Source organism: Synergistales bacterium (genome assembly GCA_021736445.1).
Lineage (GTDB): Bacteria > Synergistota > Synergistia > Synergistales > Aminiphilaceae > JAIPGA01.
The window spans coordinates 1-16,916 of record JAIPGA010000051.1 but is presented as its reverse complement, the minus strand read 5'-3'; the positions used below and the strand labels follow the sequence as shown (position 1 = coordinate 16,916).

General features: G+C 63.1%; 14 protein-coding genes. 4 read left to right on the top strand and 10 right to left on the bottom strand.

Going from position 1 to position 16,916, the window contains the following annotated elements; genetic code table 11:
• The 4 genes from K9L28_08225 to K9L28_08210 all read left to right on the top strand — a co-directional run.
• Positions 1 to 201: hypothetical protein (locus K9L28_08225; protein MCF7936311.1), on the top strand; the 201-nt coding region annotated here is incomplete at its 5' end.
• 279 nt (positions 202 to 480) lie between these two features.
• On the top strand, positions 481 to 2,841 hold the full coding sequence (locus tag K9L28_08220; protein MCF7936310.1) for a cache domain-containing protein: 2,361 nt from the start codon (positions 481 to 483) through the stop codon (positions 2,839 to 2,841).
• A gap of 3 nt (positions 2,842 to 2,844) precedes the next feature.
• A complete protein-coding gene (locus K9L28_08215) occupies positions 2,845 to 3,255 on the top strand; it encodes a response regulator (GenBank protein ID MCF7936309.1) in 411 nt (136 codons plus the stop codon).
• Positions 3,256 to 3,345: 90 nt separating this feature from the next.
• The gene (locus K9L28_08210; protein ID MCF7936308.1) at positions 3,346 to 4,314 is read left to right on the top strand and encodes a diguanylate cyclase; all 969 of its coding nucleotides are present in this window, start codon (positions 3,346 to 3,348) and stop codon (positions 4,312 to 4,314) included.
• A gap of 125 nt (positions 4,315 to 4,439) precedes the next feature.
• Here K9L28_08210 and K9L28_08205 read toward each other — a convergent pair whose 3' ends face one another.
• The 10 genes from K9L28_08205 to K9L28_08160 all read right to left on the bottom strand — a co-directional run.
• Positions 4,440 to 6,011, bottom strand: a complete 1,572-nt coding sequence (locus tag K9L28_08205; GenBank protein MCF7936307.1) for a diguanylate cyclase — start codon at positions 6,009 to 6,011, stop codon at positions 4,440 to 4,442.
• 2 nt (positions 6,012 to 6,013) lie between these two features.
• Positions 6,014 to 7,081, bottom strand: a complete 1,068-nt coding sequence (locus K9L28_08200) for a uroporphyrinogen decarboxylase family protein (GenBank protein MCF7936306.1) — start codon at positions 7,079 to 7,081, stop codon at positions 6,014 to 6,016.
• Positions 7,078 to 7,710, bottom strand: a complete 633-nt coding sequence (locus K9L28_08195) for a B12-binding domain-containing protein (GenBank protein ID MCF7936305.1) — start codon at positions 7,708 to 7,710, stop codon at positions 7,078 to 7,080. The genes K9L28_08200 and K9L28_08195 overlap by 4 nt, the downstream gene beginning before the upstream one ends.
• Before the next feature lie 58 nt (positions 7,711 to 7,768).
• Entirely contained in the window at positions 7,769 to 8,626 is an 858-nt protein-coding gene (locus K9L28_08190) for a hypothetical protein (protein MCF7936304.1), read from the bottom strand.
• 351 nt (positions 8,627 to 8,977) lie between these two features.
• Positions 8,978 to 10,897, bottom strand: a complete 1,920-nt coding sequence (locus K9L28_08185) for an MCP four helix bundle domain-containing protein (protein ID MCF7936303.1) — start codon at positions 10,895 to 10,897, stop codon at positions 8,978 to 8,980.
• Between the two features lie 451 nt (positions 10,898 to 11,348).
• Entirely contained in the window at positions 11,349 to 12,959 is a 1,611-nt protein-coding gene (locus tag K9L28_08180) for a D-aminoacylase (protein MCF7936302.1), read from the bottom strand.
• 39 nt (positions 12,960 to 12,998) lie between these two features.
• Complete coding sequence (locus K9L28_08175) at positions 12,999 to 14,327, bottom strand: TRAP transporter large permease (GenBank protein ID MCF7936301.1); 1,329 nt, start codon at positions 14,325 to 14,327, stop codon at positions 12,999 to 13,001.
• 12 nt (positions 14,328 to 14,339) lie between these two features.
• Positions 14,340 to 14,870 (bottom strand): TRAP transporter small permease subunit, encoded by a 531-nt coding sequence (locus K9L28_08170; GenBank protein MCF7936300.1) that lies wholly within the window; start codon positions 14,868 to 14,870, stop codon positions 14,340 to 14,342.
• A gap of 114 nt (positions 14,871 to 14,984) precedes the next feature.
• The gene (locus K9L28_08165) at positions 14,985 to 16,100 is read right to left on the bottom strand and encodes a TRAP transporter substrate-binding protein (protein MCF7936299.1); all 1,116 of its coding nucleotides are present in this window, start codon (positions 16,098 to 16,100) and stop codon (positions 14,985 to 14,987) included.
• A gap of 177 nt (positions 16,101 to 16,277) precedes the next feature.
• Positions 16,278 to 16,916 (bottom strand): amidohydrolase (locus K9L28_08160; protein ID MCF7936298.1); only part of this gene is annotated, 639 nt, incomplete at its 5' end.

Here is a 16,916-nt window from a genome sequence, read left to right as displayed (position 1 = left end):
GGGGAGCCAGGTGCCGAGATCCTGCTCCCTGGCCTTTTGGAGGGGCGCCAGTCCAACGGAGGCCTCCGGTTGGCAGGCGTATCCATGAGGAAGCGGGCGGAGCGGCGTGCCCCTCTTGGCTATCCCATGAAAAGAATCCTCTGCGGCGAGTGCGCCCGGGCCTGTCCCGCCGGGGCCGTCGCCATGGGATTCGGAAGGTAGTACGGCGCTGTTCCGGGAGTGCCCGGACAGGGGCGTTCTCCGTGGCCTCGCTCTGGCGGCGGCTCCGGTTGTTTGTGCCCGGCAATACGCCGGGCCTGCCGGCGTTGTCGGGGCGCCCGTTCCCTGGCTCGCCGAAGAGGGCATGCGGCGCGAGGCTGGCGCTTGACGCCACTCCCCGTTCCGCTATACTGAATTTATCCGGTGAAATGATACTATGCTCAGTTCTTTTATTATATTTCATATCTTATTGCGAATATTCTGGAGGGTACGCTTTCTCCGATGCGTTCATTGCGGGGCAGGATAGCACTGGCCTTCATCGTGTTGATCCTCGCGGTCTTCGCGGCCGTGGGGCTCCTGGCCCAGCACGATGTGGAGCGCAGTGTCACGGACATGGAGACCAAACATGTGCACGAGGTGCTCGATCTGGCCATGCTCACCGTGGAGAATGGCTACGAGGAGTACCGCTACCACGGCGAGGCCCTCCTCCGGGAGCGCCGGTCGGCCCTGGAGGACACCCTGCAGCTGGCCATGGCGGCTGTGGAAAGCAGCTACAGGCGCGCCCGCAGCGGGGTGATCACCCGGGAGGCGGCCAGGCACTCGGCCATGGAGACCCTGCGGGGGATGCGCTACGCCGACGGGGCGGGCTATTTCTGGGTGCAGAACGACAGGCTGCCCATCCCCATGATGCTCATGCATGCGGCGATGCCCGAACTGGAGTGGAAGCCCTGCACACATCCGCTGATGTACAAGGCCCTCGGGGACGGGAGCAACCTGACAGCCCACTTTGTGGAGGCCTGCCGGGAGTCCGAGGACGGCAAGGCCTTTGTGACCTACCGGTGGCCCAAGCCGACACCGGAGGGGTTGACGGAGATAGAGCCCAAGCTCTCCTGTGTGCAGCTCTTCGAGCCCTGGGGGTGGGTGGTGGGGACGGGACTGTACGTGGACGACATCGAGGACGAGTGCGTGACCCACCTGGACCACATCAGCGAGACCATGTTTACGAGCCTCTCGGAGATCGAACTGGGGAGATCGGGCTACCTCTTTGTCTTTACGGATGATGGCGAGATCCTGATGCATCCCGAGATCGCCGACGGGAACGGCGCCGTTTTTGCCGACAGCCGGAAGAAACAGGAGATCCTGTCGGCGCTGATAGAGGCCGCCGAGGAGCCCGGCGGGAGGCACGAGTACCTCGGTCCGAAACCGCAGGGCGGTAACGGTGTCACCCGCAAGATATCCTTCGTCCGTTTCTTCGAGCCTCTTGGCTGGTACATCGGTGCCGCCGTCTACAGAAGCGAGCTGGTGGCCCCCGCTGTCGCGCTGGGCACCAAGATCCTCTGGATCACAGCGGGCTTTCTGGTGGTGGCGGTGCTGCTTGCGCTGTGGCTGGCCCGGGGGATCTCCCGTCCCCTTGCCGAGCTGGCCGACAGCGCCCGCAGGATCGAATCGGAGGGGATCGAGGCGGCGTCGCTGCCGGTCCGGGGAACCAGCGAAACCAGGGCGCTGGGGCTGTGCCTGCAGAATATGATCTCCTCGCTCTGCACCAGGGAGGAGGAGCTGCACCGGCTGTCCTTCCTGGTGGCATCGGCGGTCAGCCCCCTTGTGATGGCCGATCTGGAAGGCCGGCTGACCTACGTGAACCCCGCCTTTCTCGCCACATGGGGCTATCGCTCGGAGGAGGAGGTCCTGGGGAGAGAGATCGGGGAGTTCTGGGAGATCGACGGCTATCTGGAGGAGCTCCGGGACACCATCTGGACAGAGGAGGCCGTGCAGCGGGAGGAGCGGGCCCGGAAGGCCGACGGCACCTTTTTCGACGTACAGTTCTCCGCCGCGCTGGTGCGCGATAACAGCGGCCGCCCCATCGCCCTGATGGCATCCTCCGTGGATATCACCGCCCGCAGACGGGCCGAAGCGGAGATCGAGCGGAGCAACGAGGAGCTGCGCCTCATCAACAGAAAGCTCGAGAACTACTCCTACACCATCAGCCATGACCTGAAGGAGCCGATCCGCAGCATCCGTACCTTCAGCGAATTCATCCGCGAGGACTACGCGGAGCACTTCGACGAGGAGGCCGCCGACTATTTCGCCCGGATTATCAGGGCCTCCGACAGGATGGCCCGGATGATCGACGATCTGCTGCTGCTTTCCCGGGTGGGTCGGTACGATGTAGCCTTCAGGCGGGTGTCCGTGACGGATCTGGTGCGGGAAGCGGAAGCGAATCTGGCCCCGAAGCTGGAGGATCAGGGCGCGACCCTCCGGTATCCGGAGCTGCCGGAGGTGGTCTGCCAGCCTGTGTGGCTGGAGATGGTCTTCCGGAACCTCGTCGGGAACGCCCTCAAGTACGGCGACAAGGAGCACACCGTGGTGGAGGTGGGCTACCGCGAGCTGCCGGAACACCATCTGTTCACCCTGCGGGACAATGGGAGAGGGATCGAGAAAGACCAGTGGGAGCGGGTCTTCGAGCTCTTCCGCAAGGGCCACCAGAACAGAGGCATCGAGGGCAGCGGCGCGGGGCTCGCCATCGTCGCCTCGGTGGCGGAACAGCATCAGGGGTCGGCCTGGGTGGAGGCCAGTGTGCCTGGAGAGGGAACGACGATGGCCTTTACCATCAGCAAGGATCTGCACCAGTCGGAGGAGACGTGACAGATGGAAGCGAAATCCGTCCTTGTCGTCGAAGACAACGACGACGATATCCTGATGATCAAAAGGGCCTTCAGGAAAGGCAAGATCGGCAACAGCTTCGACTATGTCTCCAACGGGAAGGAGGCGCTGGACTATCTGCACAAAAGGGAACCATCCCGGGTGCAGCTGATCCTGCTTGACCTGAACATGGAGATCATGAACGGTTTTGACTTCCTCCGGATGCGTCTGAGGCTGCCGGAGATCAAGAAGATCCCCGTGGTGGTCCTGACGGCCTCAAGCCGGCAGGAGGATGTGGAGCGGGCCTACGCCCTGGAGGCCAACAGCTACGTGGAAAAACCCATAGAACCGTCGGCGTTCGTCAAGGCGATCCTGGACATCGAGGACTTCTGGATCTTTCTGGCGAAGCGACCCTGATGAGCAATGTCCTGCGGGAAACGGCAATGGTATAATGACTTTGCGGTTTCTTGTTTTGATGCAGCGTGCTGTCGTAGAGGAGTGGCGCCCATGGAGAGCCGACCGATCCTGATCATCGACGACAATGATGACGACTTCAGGATACTCGCCCGCTATGCCGGTCCCGAGTACCGGGCGCTCTATGACGATGGAAGCAGCGATGTCGGCGCATTGACCGAACGCCACCGCCCCGACTGCATCATGATTGACTACCATCTTGCCGGGAAAAAGGGCATCGAGGTATTGCGGCGACTGAAAGCGGATGCTGCGACGGCGCATATCCCGGTGGTCATGATCACCGGCGAGACGGACCCCTCCGTGATCATCGAGGGCATGAAATCGGGTGCCGCCGACTATCTGGTGAAGGAACGGCTGCGGAAGACGGCGGTGAAGGCAACCGTCCGACAGGCCATCGAGAAGGCCGAGATGGAGCGGAAGCTTGAAGAACAGCGGCAGCAGATCGTGGAGTTTTCCCGCACCGACGAGCTGACTGGCGTGTTCAACAGACGGTATATGCTGGAGCGCCTCCGCAACGAGATAGACCGGACGAAACGCAGCGGAACCACCTTTACGCTCACCATGCTCGACGTGGATCATCTCAAGGAGATCAACGATACCTGCGGGCATCTGGCGGGAGACCGGTTGCTTGTGGAGGTTGTCGAGGTCATCCGGAAGGGCGTCCGGAAGACGGACTACCTCGGCCGCTACGGCGGAGACGAATTCCTGGTGGTGCTTCTGGAGAGTGTCCGGCGGTCCAGGTGGGAAACCCTGAAGCTCCACGCCGCCAAGATAGACACGCTCCGGCGTGCCATCGCTTCCCGCCGGATTCCCTGGGACGGCGGCGGCCTCTCCGTCTCCGCCTCCTTCGGTGTGGCCATCTACGGCGAACACACCCCCAGCTGCACCGCACTGCTCGACGAGGCGGACCGGATGCTCTACCGCGCCAAGCAGAACGGAAAGAACAGCGTCGCCTGTTCCTGCGACGGTCAGGGCGGTCTCTTTACCGGCGCTGTCGACTAGTTTCTTCTGTACCGGGACAAACCACTACAGTGACCGAACCGCCCTCCTTCCATGTCTCAGGCTTTCCGTTGAGCAAGAAACGCCCACCCGTTGCGGGATCTGCGTCGAGGCGGTGCCCCTCGTCGTCACTTGACGGCGACCCGGTTGCGCCCCTCCTCCTTGGCTTGATAGAGCGCTGTGTCGGCGCGTTTCAGCATTTGTGCCAGGGTATCATCCCCTCCGTGATAGGCGGTCACGCCGATGCTGACAGTGCAGCCTATTCTGTCCGCACAGCTCTCGAAGGCGTGACCGGCGACATCCTTCCGTATGCGCTCGGCAATCTCGCGGCCCCCGTCCAGAGAGGTCTCGACGGCACAGACTGCGAATTCCTCCCCGCCGATCCGTCCAAGGTAGTCGTTTGCTCGGAGGTTGTTTTTGAATAGGGCGGCCAGTTCTTGCAGGACCCTGTCTCCAGTGGGGTGTCCATAGGTGTCGTTGATCTGTTTGAAATTGTCCACGTCCAGGCTCAAAAGAGAGAAGGCCGAACCGTACCGGCCGGCGCGCTGGATCTCCAGTTCTGTTTGTTGCATAAAATGGCCCCGGTTGGCGATTCCGGTAAGGCTGTCCGTTGTGGCCAGTGTCCGCAGCCGGTCCTGGTTTTCCATGAGGCGTTCGTAGCTCCGGGCATTGTCGATAGCCATGCCGCAGACGTTGGCGACAAGCTGGGCGATTTGGATGTACCGGTCGATATATTGTGGGAAGGTGACCCCCTGGACATCCAGACCGCGGAGGCCCTCTCCACGGCCGGCAAGGCGCAGTGTGAAGCCATGGGCCTCTTTGTTCGTTGCGCCCGCTCGAGTGACCTGCCGCACCCGTTCGATGGCCGCTTCTCTCCCTTCGGCCGTTTGAGCACCTTCGAGCAGCCAGACCTGCGGTGCGTTCTCCTTCTCGATCTCCACGTAGCGGATATGAGATGGCGCAAAGAGCATCGCGAATACAGCGGCGGTCTTATCAAAGGCTTCCTGTTCCGTGGTTGCTTTGGGCAGGTCGCTCAGAAGGTCCAGCACCATGGCGAAATCGGCCTGCTCCTGACGTTGCAGGCGCTGATGATCTTCGGAGATCTGTTGCCGTCCCAGGAGGATGCGCTGGTGGAGAAAGACGGTGAAGAAGTCGATTCCCTCGGCGATCGTGATGGCTGGTTGGTCCACGAAGGCGGCGAAATCCCAGAGGTGCCGGTTTGCCTCACCGTCGATCCCCGTGTCGAGAAGAACGATGCCGTTGATGGACTCCTTGAAAAACTCCCTGGCCCTTGTCTGGTCGAATCCATTTGTGTCGATCCACTCCCGCCAGTGGGCGAGCCAGCCCGGCGTGGCGAGAAATCCTCCCTGCCGCAGCTGGTTTTCGACGAAGGTCTTTCCGGCGATCATCTCGAAACATGTGGCTGATTGCACAATGGTGCAGGAGTGCCCGGCCGGCAGGGATTGTTCCAGTCCCTCGAGGCAGCAGCTGCCGATGATGACTATCTGTGCGGGATGACCGCACTCGCCGACGATGCGGTCCACCTCCTCCCGCGAGAGGGGTGGCCTGCCGCAGCGTGCCGGGAAAGGGATACAGCGTATGTCATCCAGCTCCAGTCTGGCGAGGGCGGCCTCCGCTTCACCGAAGAAATGCTCGCAGACCAGGATGATCATCTCGGGGCTCTCCGGCTCTGCCGTCATGCTCATCGTTCCTGCGCAGTCCCTGGGTTGGTCTGCAGCGGATAGAAACCCCACCTCCGGACAGCCTCGGAGATCCCAAAAAGCACCTCATCGGGCACCTGGAAGGGCAGCTCGCCGTGGTGGTCCGACAGGACGAATCCTCCGCCGGGTCCGCCTCTCTCGATGGCGTGCCGGACCTCCTCTTCTGTCTGCCGGGCCGTCCAGCGCCGCATGGCGAGGCCGTTGAGGTTGCCGACCACAGCGAGCCGCCCTCTACCGGTTGCTTTGACCTCTCCAAGGTCTTCGTCGGCGCTCGGGCAGACCACCTGGGTGTCCAGGCCGCAGAGGTCTCCGACGATGGGCAGGCTGCTGCCGGAGGCCAGGTGTGTGGCTGTCGGCCCCTCGATGGCGGCGAGGGTCCGCCTGGCTACCTGGTAGCCGGTCTGCAGGTATGTCTGGCGGGTGGTGATCGACGGCGACGCGACAGGGTCAAAGTAGATGATCGCGGTTGCACCGGCTGCCAGCTGGGCGTTGGCCCAGGCGATGCAGAAGGTCTCGTTCACCTTCATGAGTTGCTGGAAGAGTTGAGGATGTTCGTAGGTCAGCACAAGATAGGCTTCAAAGCCCATCTGCATGACAGGCAGCGAGAAGGGGGAGATCACCACGCCGAGCACGGGGATCTCGCCACGGGACCTCCTGTGGAGCTCCCCTGTGATGTCCAGGATTCTCTGCAGCGAAGGGGAGTCCTCGACGCAGGGCGGTTCCAGGTCGGGGATCATCTCCGGGGTCGTGATCACCGGTGCCCCGCTGTTTGGGGGGCCGTCGTCCCTGAAGATGGTTGTGCCGCCCCAGGCCTCTGTCTCTGCGGCCGCATAGCAGAAGGGGATCAGGCAGTCGTGCCTGTATTTGGCCTGCATGCGGAGCTGGCCTTCCACCACATGCTCCGCTTTGGCGTAGTATTCCTCTATGCTCAGACCAAGCTCTTTCGCACCATGCATGGTCAGGGACAGGAACAGGGGGACACGGTCGGGCTCCCTGAACTGCAAGGTTGTCATCACCCGTTCCATGGGCGTCATTGTCTCTCTGTTCATGACGAAACCCCTTCAAATCGGCTGAGTATCCCCGGGACATCGGAGGCCCGGTGGGCCGTGGCGTCTGCGCCCACCTCGCGCCAAAGCTGGTCGTCAAAGCGGAAGGGTGCCCCGCCGACGATGACGCTGCCCTTCCATTCCTCCTCGGTCAGAAGCCGCAGGACCTCCTTGACCTGCAGTGCCGAGGGAAGCATGAGCGTGGAGAGCAGAAGGATCTCGATGCGGTCCCGGAGTACCCGGCTGACCAGATCTTCGGTTTGGATCTGCCCGTAATCGAAGGGGTCAAAGCGGTTCGCCTTGAGCACGGAACCGACGAGCCGCTTGCCCAGCATGTGGAAGTCTTCGAGGACCGCCAGAGCCATAGGGGGATGCGGCCGCGCCGGAACAGAACCCGAAGGGAGGAGGTTGTCGATGATGGTCTCGCAGATCCGTCCGCTCATGTAGACCTGGGAGAGTGAGACCGTCCCCTGCTCCCAGCCCTGACCGATGGACTCGAGCGCCGGGACCATGACGGTTTCAATGAATTCCAGCGGGTTTGAGGTATCGAAGCCGCTTTCGGCAAGCATGTGTGCATGGTCTCTTTCCATGGCGAGCAGCGCTTCCCGGAACGTTTGGCTCCTCTGTTCCATGTTCTTGTCCCTTCTCCCTTCCCGGCCTGCACCGCCTTCGGGCCACACGGAAAGGTCTCTATTTGCCTTTCTTTTTCGACGATTTGCGCTGTCTGCCTGTCGGCGTGAGGCCGCGGGCGGTCAGCTCCTTGCGGAGCCACTCCCTGGCGCCCGGTGTGGCCTTCCAGGCCGCGCCGGATTCACTGATGTAGATGATCGCTTCCTCGGGGCTGCCCAGCTGGTATTCGTCGGGGATCTCCTTGGGGAGGCGCTTGTTCCCGGCGATATAGGGCGGGACATAGGCGTTGGAGGCCAGGGCCTCGTCGATGTGTTCGGCGGGGGCGCTCCCGCTTTTGCGGAAGTCCAGCAGGATTCGGCTGTAGGCCCAGCAGGCGGTACCGTCGTCGAAGCTCTGGTAAAGCTCCTGCGCCTGGTCGTCCATATCCAGCTCGATGAGCCGGGGCAGCAGGAGGTACCGGATGCCCAGGTTGTCGTCGGGACAGAGTTTGAGCATGTGCCGGAACTCCTCCACCGCGTCTTGCTTGTTGTCCAGGAGCCAGAGCGTCTCGGCATAGCCCAGCTTGGCCCGCATGTAGGGGCGGGTCTCCACCAGACCCCAGAAGTGTCCCTCGTTTTCCCTGAAGAAGTCCTTGCCGAGCTCCTTCCCGCCGGCGATGAGACCCTGCCTGTAGTAGACCAGCTCTTCCACGGTATCCAGGGCGGCGTCCCGGGCCAGCATATTGTAGGCGTCCACGCATTCGGGATGTATGGCCAGGGCCTGGTAGATCAGCTGCAGCCGCCTGCGCCGGTCGGGTTCCTCCATGGCGTCGAAGATCAACTCATCAGCCTGGAAGCTTGGGGGCATGCCGGGCTCTGTCGGGGTGTTCTCCCGCATGTCGTTGATATTGTAGACATTGTCGCCATTGTTGTTTTTCATTTTCCTTCTCACCCCATCTCGCCATGCTTGGGTTTCAGATACACGCTTCTATCCTACCGCTTCGTTCCGTAGAGATGAAGGCCCTTCTTCCGATATCTGCAGGAGGTTGCGACAGGTCCGCAGAAGAACGAGAGGTTCATCGGCACAAGGGGCGCGACAGTCATGCAGTGCGGGTTGCGTCCCCCTCCGCGCTTGGCGGGGACGGAGGGGAGCCCGATGCCCCCTGTTCCCGGGCAGGCCGAAGGGGCCTGTCGGAGAGGGCACGGAAGCGCGGCGCTTCCCCGCATCCGGCGGCGACACAAACGCCCCCGGGAGAGGTCCTTTCCCGGGGGCGTTGCCGCATCGGCCTGTCTACTCCTCTTCCTCCCCGTCTCCGTCGGGGGGTGAGGCGTCCGCGGCTGTCTGGTTCCGGGTGTTTTTCCGCCCTGTTCTGTCCGCCTTGTCTTCCTCCGTGTCGCGGCTGCCCACCAGGGCCACCAGGTCGTTGACCATGAGCTTCAGCTGCTCGGCCTGGGCGTTCAGCTCTTCGGCGGCCGAGGCGGATTCCTCGGCGTTGGAGGCGTTCTGCTGGGTCACCTGGTCCAGTTCGCTCACCGCCTTGTTGATCTGGGAGATGCCCTGGGCCTGTTCTTTGGATGCCCCGGCGATCTCGCCGACCAGCGAGGCGACCTTGGTGGCGCTGTCCGCCACCTGCCCGAAGGCCTCGTTGGTGGTGGTGACAAGCCCCGATCCCTCGTGGACCCTTTTCACCGTGCCGTCGATCAGCGATGCGGTGTCCCGGGCGGCGTCGGCGGCCCGCTGGGCGAGGTTGCGCACCTCCTCGGCCACCACGGCGAATCCGGAACCGGCGTCGCCGGCGCGGGCGGCCTCGACGGCGGCATTCAGGGCCAGGATGTTGGTCTGGAAGGCGATCTCGTCGATGGTCTTGACGATCTTGGAGGTGTCTTCGCTGGCCTTGGTGATCTCCTCCATGGAGGACGTGAGCTTGCCCATGGAGTCGTTGGCCTGCCCGACCACCTTCCGGGATTCCTTCATCAGCCGGTCCGCCTCTCTGGCGTTGTCGGCGTTCTGTTTGGTCATGGAGGACATCTCCTCTATCGACGAGGAGGTCTCCTCGATGGAGGCGGCCTGTTCGTTGCTCCCTTCGGCCAGGGACTGACTGGCCGAGGAGATCTGGCCGGAGGCGGCGGTGACCTGTCCGGATCCCTCGTTGAGCTCCCCGATGATCCTGTGGATCGGTTTGGTGATGGAGCGGGTGATCAAAACGCCCAGCGCCATGGCCAGCAGGACGCCGATAATGGCGGCGACGAGGGTGAAGGTCTTCATGAAGGAGGCCTGGGAGCGGGCTCCCTCCACCTCGTGGGCGGCGATCTCGCCGTTGATCTCCACCAGCTGGTCCAGAAGCCGCTGGGCCTCTTCCATCCTGGTGGTCACGGCACCGGAGAGCAGGGCTTGCGCCTCCTGCTGGAGGGCTTTCACCTCTTCGGCGAGGCCGATCAGCTGGTTGAAGTACTCAAAGACCTGGTCGGAGGCGGGATCCATCTCGTTGGTGTAGAGACGCATCGCCTTGTTGGTGCTCCCCGCGGCGACGGCCTCCTTGATGAGCCTTACGGCCTCGTGGAAGCGTGCGTGGGGCGTGCGCATATAGGCGATGAGCTCCTGGAGTTCCCGGCTGGATGTGGAGAAGGTGGTCAGCCACTTGCCGAACCGGCAGGCGGTGTCGTCTTCTCCCCCGGAGAATTCCCGCCCCTGGTTGATCAGCAGGAGGACCTTCTTTTCCAGCGCGTAGTGGTCGGCCCGGAAGGTCTCCAGGCGCCAGAGGAGGTTGGTGGGGTTGTCGATGCCGATCTCGTCGATCTCTCTGTTCAGCTCCAGATACCTGTTGTCGGCCTCGGCCCAGCGTTCCCAGGCGGGGACGAACTGGTCCCACACCTTGGCCTCCTTTTCCGTCTGCGGCAGAGGCGCATAGGTGTCCCAGGCCTTCTGGTAGATCTCTCTGGATTGCCGGAGTTTCTCGTAGGCGGCCTGGCGTTCCTGCCGCGGCAAGGCGGGATTGGCCAGTGCCTGCAGGACGGCGTTGACGCCTTCGGCCTCCCGGTCGATGATCAGGAGGTTTTCCACGCTGGGGAGCCGCACCACACCGATTTCGGTCACCGCCTCCTGGTTCTGCACCGCACCGAAGTATCCGGCGAGACCCAGTATCAGCGTGATCACGGCAACAGCGGAAAACCCGAGAATGAGCTTTGTGCCGAGTTTGAGATTCCTGAACATGGGGTCCTCCTTTCTCCCTCTCTCTCACACGGCAGGTGTGGGGCCATGCTGGTTACGGCGGCGAGCTGTCTGATGCGGATCCGAACGGTCCTCTCCCGCCGGCCGGGGCAGATCCCTCCTTCCCGGCTGCACCGATCGCTTGACCTGTTCGGACCACAGGAGGGGGCCGTTTCGCTGGACTGGGACGCATCAAGACTATCGCAGGAGCTCCTTCTTTGAACAGGAAGCGCGAAGACATCCCTGCAGTGCACCGCTTAGTTAGATATTATACAACAAAGATGCCGTGGCGCCATCAACCCTGGCTGAATAAAAGGAATCATAATGGGGCCGTGGCTGTGCGATCAGAGCGGTATTTGCCTTTATTTTAAGAATCAGTTTACAGAAAACGTCAGAGGTCTCTCCGGGAAGGCGGAGCGTCCCGGTGAGACCTCTGACGGAGGGATGCTTTGGTCTATCGGCGGTTCCGCCGCCGGACGATCTGTCCGGGACGTGCGCCCGTCAGTTCCCCGCGGCGGACGGCGGCGGTTCCGTTGACCATGACCAGATCGATCCCCTCGGGGAAGCGGTGGGGATCGTCGAAGGTCGCCGTGTCCCGGATGGCGGCGGGGTCGAAGGTCACCAGATCCGCCCGGTAGCCCTCCCGGACCATGCCGCGGTCGGTGATCCCCATGATCCGCGCCGGCAGCGAGGTGATCTTCCGGACGGCCTCCTCCAGCCGCAGCAGACGGCGCTCCCGCACGTAACGTCCCAGAAAGCGGGGGTAGGTGCCGTAGCCGCGGGGGTGGGGCCTTCCTCCGGTCCGGGGCGAGGTGATCCAGCCGTCGGAGATGACGCAGGAGAGCGGATGGGCCAGCACGGTTTCGACGTCGCCCTCGTAGAGGCTGAAGAGCACCATGGTGGCGTCGCCGCCGATCTCCAGCATCCAGTCGAAAAAGGCCTCGTAGGGATCGCCGGGGCGTTCCGCCAGGATGTCCGCGAGACGCATCCCCTCGTACCGCGGTGCCGGCGGGCAGCCCGCGATGGTGATGTTTTCGAACCCCAGATTCCGGATCCAGTTTTCGAACCCCGCCGTCCCCTGGAGTTCTCTGGTGATGGCCTGGCGGGAATCCCGGTCGCCCAGGCGTTCCAGCATCCTGTCCACACCGCCTTCCAGCACCCCTGGCGGGAGCAGGGCGGTGATGGTGGTCATCCCGGCGGGGTAGGGATAGGCGTCGCAGGTGGCGTTGATGCCTTGTTCACGGGCCTCCTCCAGGATGGCCAGCGCCCCGTGGACCTTTCCCCAGTTGGGCCGTCCCCCCGCCTTGAGGTGGGAGATCTCCAGGTTGGCCCCGCTCTCCCCGGCCACCCGGACCGCCTCCTCGATGGATTCGTTGAGCATGGTGCTCTCGTTTCTGACATGCACGGCGAAGAGGCCGTCGTATGCCTTGAGGAGAGATGCGATCCCGCTCAGTTCGGCGGTGTCGGCGTAGCTGCCGGGGGCGTAGATCAGTCCCGCCGAGAGGCCGAAGGCCCCCTCCTCCATGGCCTCGGCGAGGAGGGCCTTCATTGTGTCCATCTCCCCGGGGGTCAGCGCCGTGCCGGCGAAGCCCTTGACGGCGAGCCGCAGTGTCCCGTGGCCGACGAGAAACCCCAGGTTCGGTGTGATGCCCTGGGCTTCCACCTTCTCCGCGAAGCCGCCGACATTCCTCCAGTCCCAGCCGTAGTCGCATCCCGGTGCGAGGAAGGGCGAGAGGTACTGCCTGGCCGGTGCGGCGGAATCGGCCGTCAGGGGCATCATGGAGATGCCGCAGTTGCCGCCGATGAGGGTGGTGACCCCCTGTCTGATGTAGTTCTCCGCGTCGGGGTAGGCCTGGATGGTGTGGTCGCAGTGGTTGTGGATGTCGATGAAGCCCGGGGCCACCACCTGTCCGCAGAGGTCCGTCGTTTCGCCCGCTTCGTCATGGATGTGGCCGATCCGGGCGATCTCTCCGTCGCGGATCCCGATATCGGCCACGTAGGAGGGATTCCCCGTGCCGTCGAGAATGCGGCCGCCTTTCAGAATAACGTCAAAGCTGTGCTCCATTGTGCATGCTGCTCCTTTCCTGAATCTCTGTGTCCGGTGTCACCAGGGCCCCACGAACCGGGGGCCGAGGATAAACTCGGGAAGCCAGCAGGAGAGCGCCGGGATATAGGTGGTGAGCAGAAGGACGGGGATGCCGACAATGAGAAGGAAGAGCAGCATGGGCCGCACCAGTTCCCCGTAGCCCACCCCCGAGAGTCGCTGTCCCACAAAGATCGAGATGGCGTAGGGCGGCGTGACCACGCCCAGGCCGACATTCACGATCACGATGGCCCCCAGGTGGATGAGGTTCACGTCCAGTTCCTTCATCAGCGGAAGGACCATGGGGACCGCGAGGATGAGGATGGGGATCCCGTCGATGAACATGCCGAGGATGAGGAGAAAGAGATTGACGGAGAGCAGCACCAGCACCTTTTCGTCGAACATGCCCAGCATCATGCTCGCGAAATCCTGGGCGGCCCCCTGACGGATCAGAAACCGGGTGAAGACCGTCCCCGCCCCGAGGAGCAGCCCCAGCATCCCCTGGGTCAGCACCGAGGAGTGGAGGGCCTCCGTGAGGGAGCGCCGGTTCAGGTCCCGGTAGATAAAGAGCCCGATGAAGAGGCAGTAGACCACGGCCACCGCGCCCGCCTCGTTGGGCGTGAAGATGCCGCCGTAGATCCCCACGAGAATGACGATGGGGACACCCAGGGCGGGCAGGGCCGACCAGGTGGACTGTCCAAGCTCGCGGAGCCGGGATGTCTGTGTCTCCCCCGCCTCCGTCTCCGCCACGGGGAGCATGTAGCGGGGGCAGATGATGTAGTTGAGGATGGCGTATCCCAGGGCCAGGAGCAGTCCGGGGATCACGGTGGCCAGAAAGAGGGCCGCCACGGACTGTTGGGCCACCATACAGTAGATCAGCGCGGGGACACTGGGGGGGATCAGATAGCCCATGAAGCTGGAGGAACAGAGGACGGCCGTGGTGTAGCTCTTTTTGTACCCCAGCTTGGCGAGCCGCGGGACGAGCAGAGGGATCAGAGCCGAGATGGTGGGCAGCGAGGAACCGGTGAGCGAACTGAGGATGACGGTGGCCACGATCCCCACCAGAACCAGTCCGCCCCGCACCTTGCCCACCAGGGCGTGGGAAAACCGGACGATCCGGTCGGCCAGGCTGGTGGAGGAGATCAGGCTGCCCGCGAAGATGAAAAAGGCGATGGCCATCAGCACATAGTTGTCGATGGAGTGGTAGAAGGTGGTGGCCGTGAAATCCAGCGATCCCCCCATGGCGAGTATCCCCGAGATGGTCCCGATCAGAAAGACCCAGCCCAGCGGGAGCCCCAGGGTGAGGGTGGTGATGAACAACACCAGTGCGGCGAAGACTCCTATTTCCATGGCGATACCTCCCTATTCCCCACCGTTGCCCGCCTGCCGGGGCCTGGCGTAGAGATCGACCATCAGCGAACGGAGCAGGTGGGCCACCACCAGCACAATCATCACGAACATGGCCTGCATGAGCCAGCTGGTGTTGAACCACCGGCAGAGCGTTCCGTACTGCGGGTACTTCATGCTCCTGGCGGCGAAGTGGAAAACCGGGATGGTGAAGATACAGGCCGTCAGGATGGAGACCAGCCGCAGCGTGATGGTGTAGGGTTTTTCGAGCTGGGGCGCCTTGTTGTAGATCATGTGCGCCACCACCTCCACGGAGGTGTGGCCGTTCTCCCGGGTCGTGAAGAGGATCGCCGCGAAGACATAGAAGATAAACAGATAGAGCGTGAAGTCTCCGATCCACATGATTTCAAACCGGAAGAGATACCGGTTGAGGACCTTGAAAAAGACAAGAAAGGTAACAGTCAGTATTGCCGTATAACAGATGATGTCCTCCACTTTGGAGAGCACCGCAAACGCTCTGTTCAGCAGTTGAGAGAGCCCGCGCATCGTAACCACCTCTATCGGGAATATGAAAAACGAGCGCAGACACCCGAGCCCGGTGCGGACCCCTTGTCTGCGCTCCTTTCGGTTGGGCAGTGTGTCCCCTGGGGAAGCTGCCCGTTAGTTGGCCGCCTTCTCGGCGATGGCCTTCTCGTTGATCCGCCGGAGTTCCTTCCGCACCTTCTCGGTCATGTTCTGGTCGGGGTAGTGCTCATCCAGCCAGGGTTTGCAGAGCTCGTCCCAGACGGGCCCCATGTCCGAGGCTTCACGGAAGACCTCGCGCTGTTTGTCGGTGAGGAAGGTGATATGGAAATCCTCCCGGGCCTTCAGCTCCTCGATGAACTTGTCGATCTCCCCCTGCATCTTGTCGAAGAGCGCCGCCTGTGCTTCCGTTGCGGCCTCGTCGAGTGCGGCTTTCAGGTCGTCGGGGAGCTCTTCCCAGAGTTCCCTGTTGATCACGATGTTGTTGATGTCCCAGAGGAAGTTGAGGTCCGAGTAGTAGGTCAGCACCTCGGCATGGCGCAGCTCGATGAGCGAGGGCCACATGCTCCAGCAGCCGTCGACCACACCCTTGGCCAGGGCGTCGTAGAGGTCGGCCCAGGGCACCGTTTCCAGGGTCATGCCCGTTCCCTCGCCCATGTGCTGGAGCATCCGGACCGGCCCGAGGGAGCCGGAGACGCGGAGTTTGAGGTTTTTCAGATCCGCCGGGCTCTTGAGGGGTCTGACGTTGTTGCCCAGTCCGTAGGGGCCGTAGGAGGCCTGGTAGAGCATGGTCATGCCGACCTCGCCGTAGGCCTCCTGCATGACCTCCCAGAGGATGCCATCCTCCTTGTCGAAGGCCATCCTGGCGGCGTCCCAGCTCATGACGGCCCAGGGCATCCAGTTGAGGATCCCGCCGGGCACCAGATGGACATAGGGGGCGAAGTAGCCGAGCTCGATAGAGCCGCTCTGCACGGAGTGGAAGATCTCGTCGTGGGTGCCGAGCTGGCCGTCGGGGAAGTAGGTGATCTCGATCCTCCCGTCCGTTGCCTCCTCCACCTGCTCGATAAAGGCCTCGTGGACCGAGTCCTGGGCCGGTACCGGCCAGGGCATGGCCATCTTCCATTCATACTCCGCAGCCTGGGCCGGGATGCCGGACCCTCCGGCCAGAATACAGACCGCGATCACCGCGATGAACACCAACCGCAACGCCGTGTTGTGCACGATTCCTTTCACTGTTTCCGCCTCCCTCTCCATATCGTATGGTATCCTGAATTTTCTCAGGATTTTCGTGCTGCTAGAGTAGAGGTTTCCCCTCGGGGTGTCAAGAGACAGGATTGTTTGAACAGAGCAAAGGGGTCGCATGCGGCGCGACCGCCGCCCCCTGAGGCCTTCCTCTTGCCGGGATCGGCGGAGCTTCCTCCCGTAACGGCGTCAGCTGCGGCGCCGGAGGTAGTCCCGTGCCGTCCGGGCCAGAACGGCGGCCCCAACCTGCAGGCAGGACTCGTCCACATCGAACCGCGGACTGTGCCACTCCGGCGAGGGCTCCTCCGTAGGGCTGACGCCGAGGAAGAAGAACGCCCCCGGCACATGCTCGAGATAGATGGCGAAGTCCTCGCCCCCGCCGCTGGGCTGTGCTTCCACCACGTTTTCCCTTCCCAGCATATCGGATGCGACCTCTTTGACGACCTCCGCGCAGTGCGGGTCGTTGACCAGCGGCGGGAGGTCGAAGCGGTAGTCCAGCTCTCCGGTGGTGCCCAGGCCCTGGCAGGTGTGGGTGACGATGCCTTCCAGCAGCTCCGGCATGGCTGCGCGGGTTGCGGCGTCGTAGGTGCGCACCGTCCCGGTGAGGTCCACCCGGTCGGCGATGACATTGTTGGCCTGCCCGCCGTGGATGGTGCCCAGGGAGACCACCGCCTGGTCGAAGGGGGAGATCCTGCGGCTCACGATGGTCTGGAGGTTCTGGACCACCGCCGCTGCGGCGACGATGGCGTCCCGCGTACGGTGCGGAATGGCGCCGTGCCCGCCTTCGCCGAGCACGGAGAGGGTGATCGTGTCCACGGCGGCCATGAG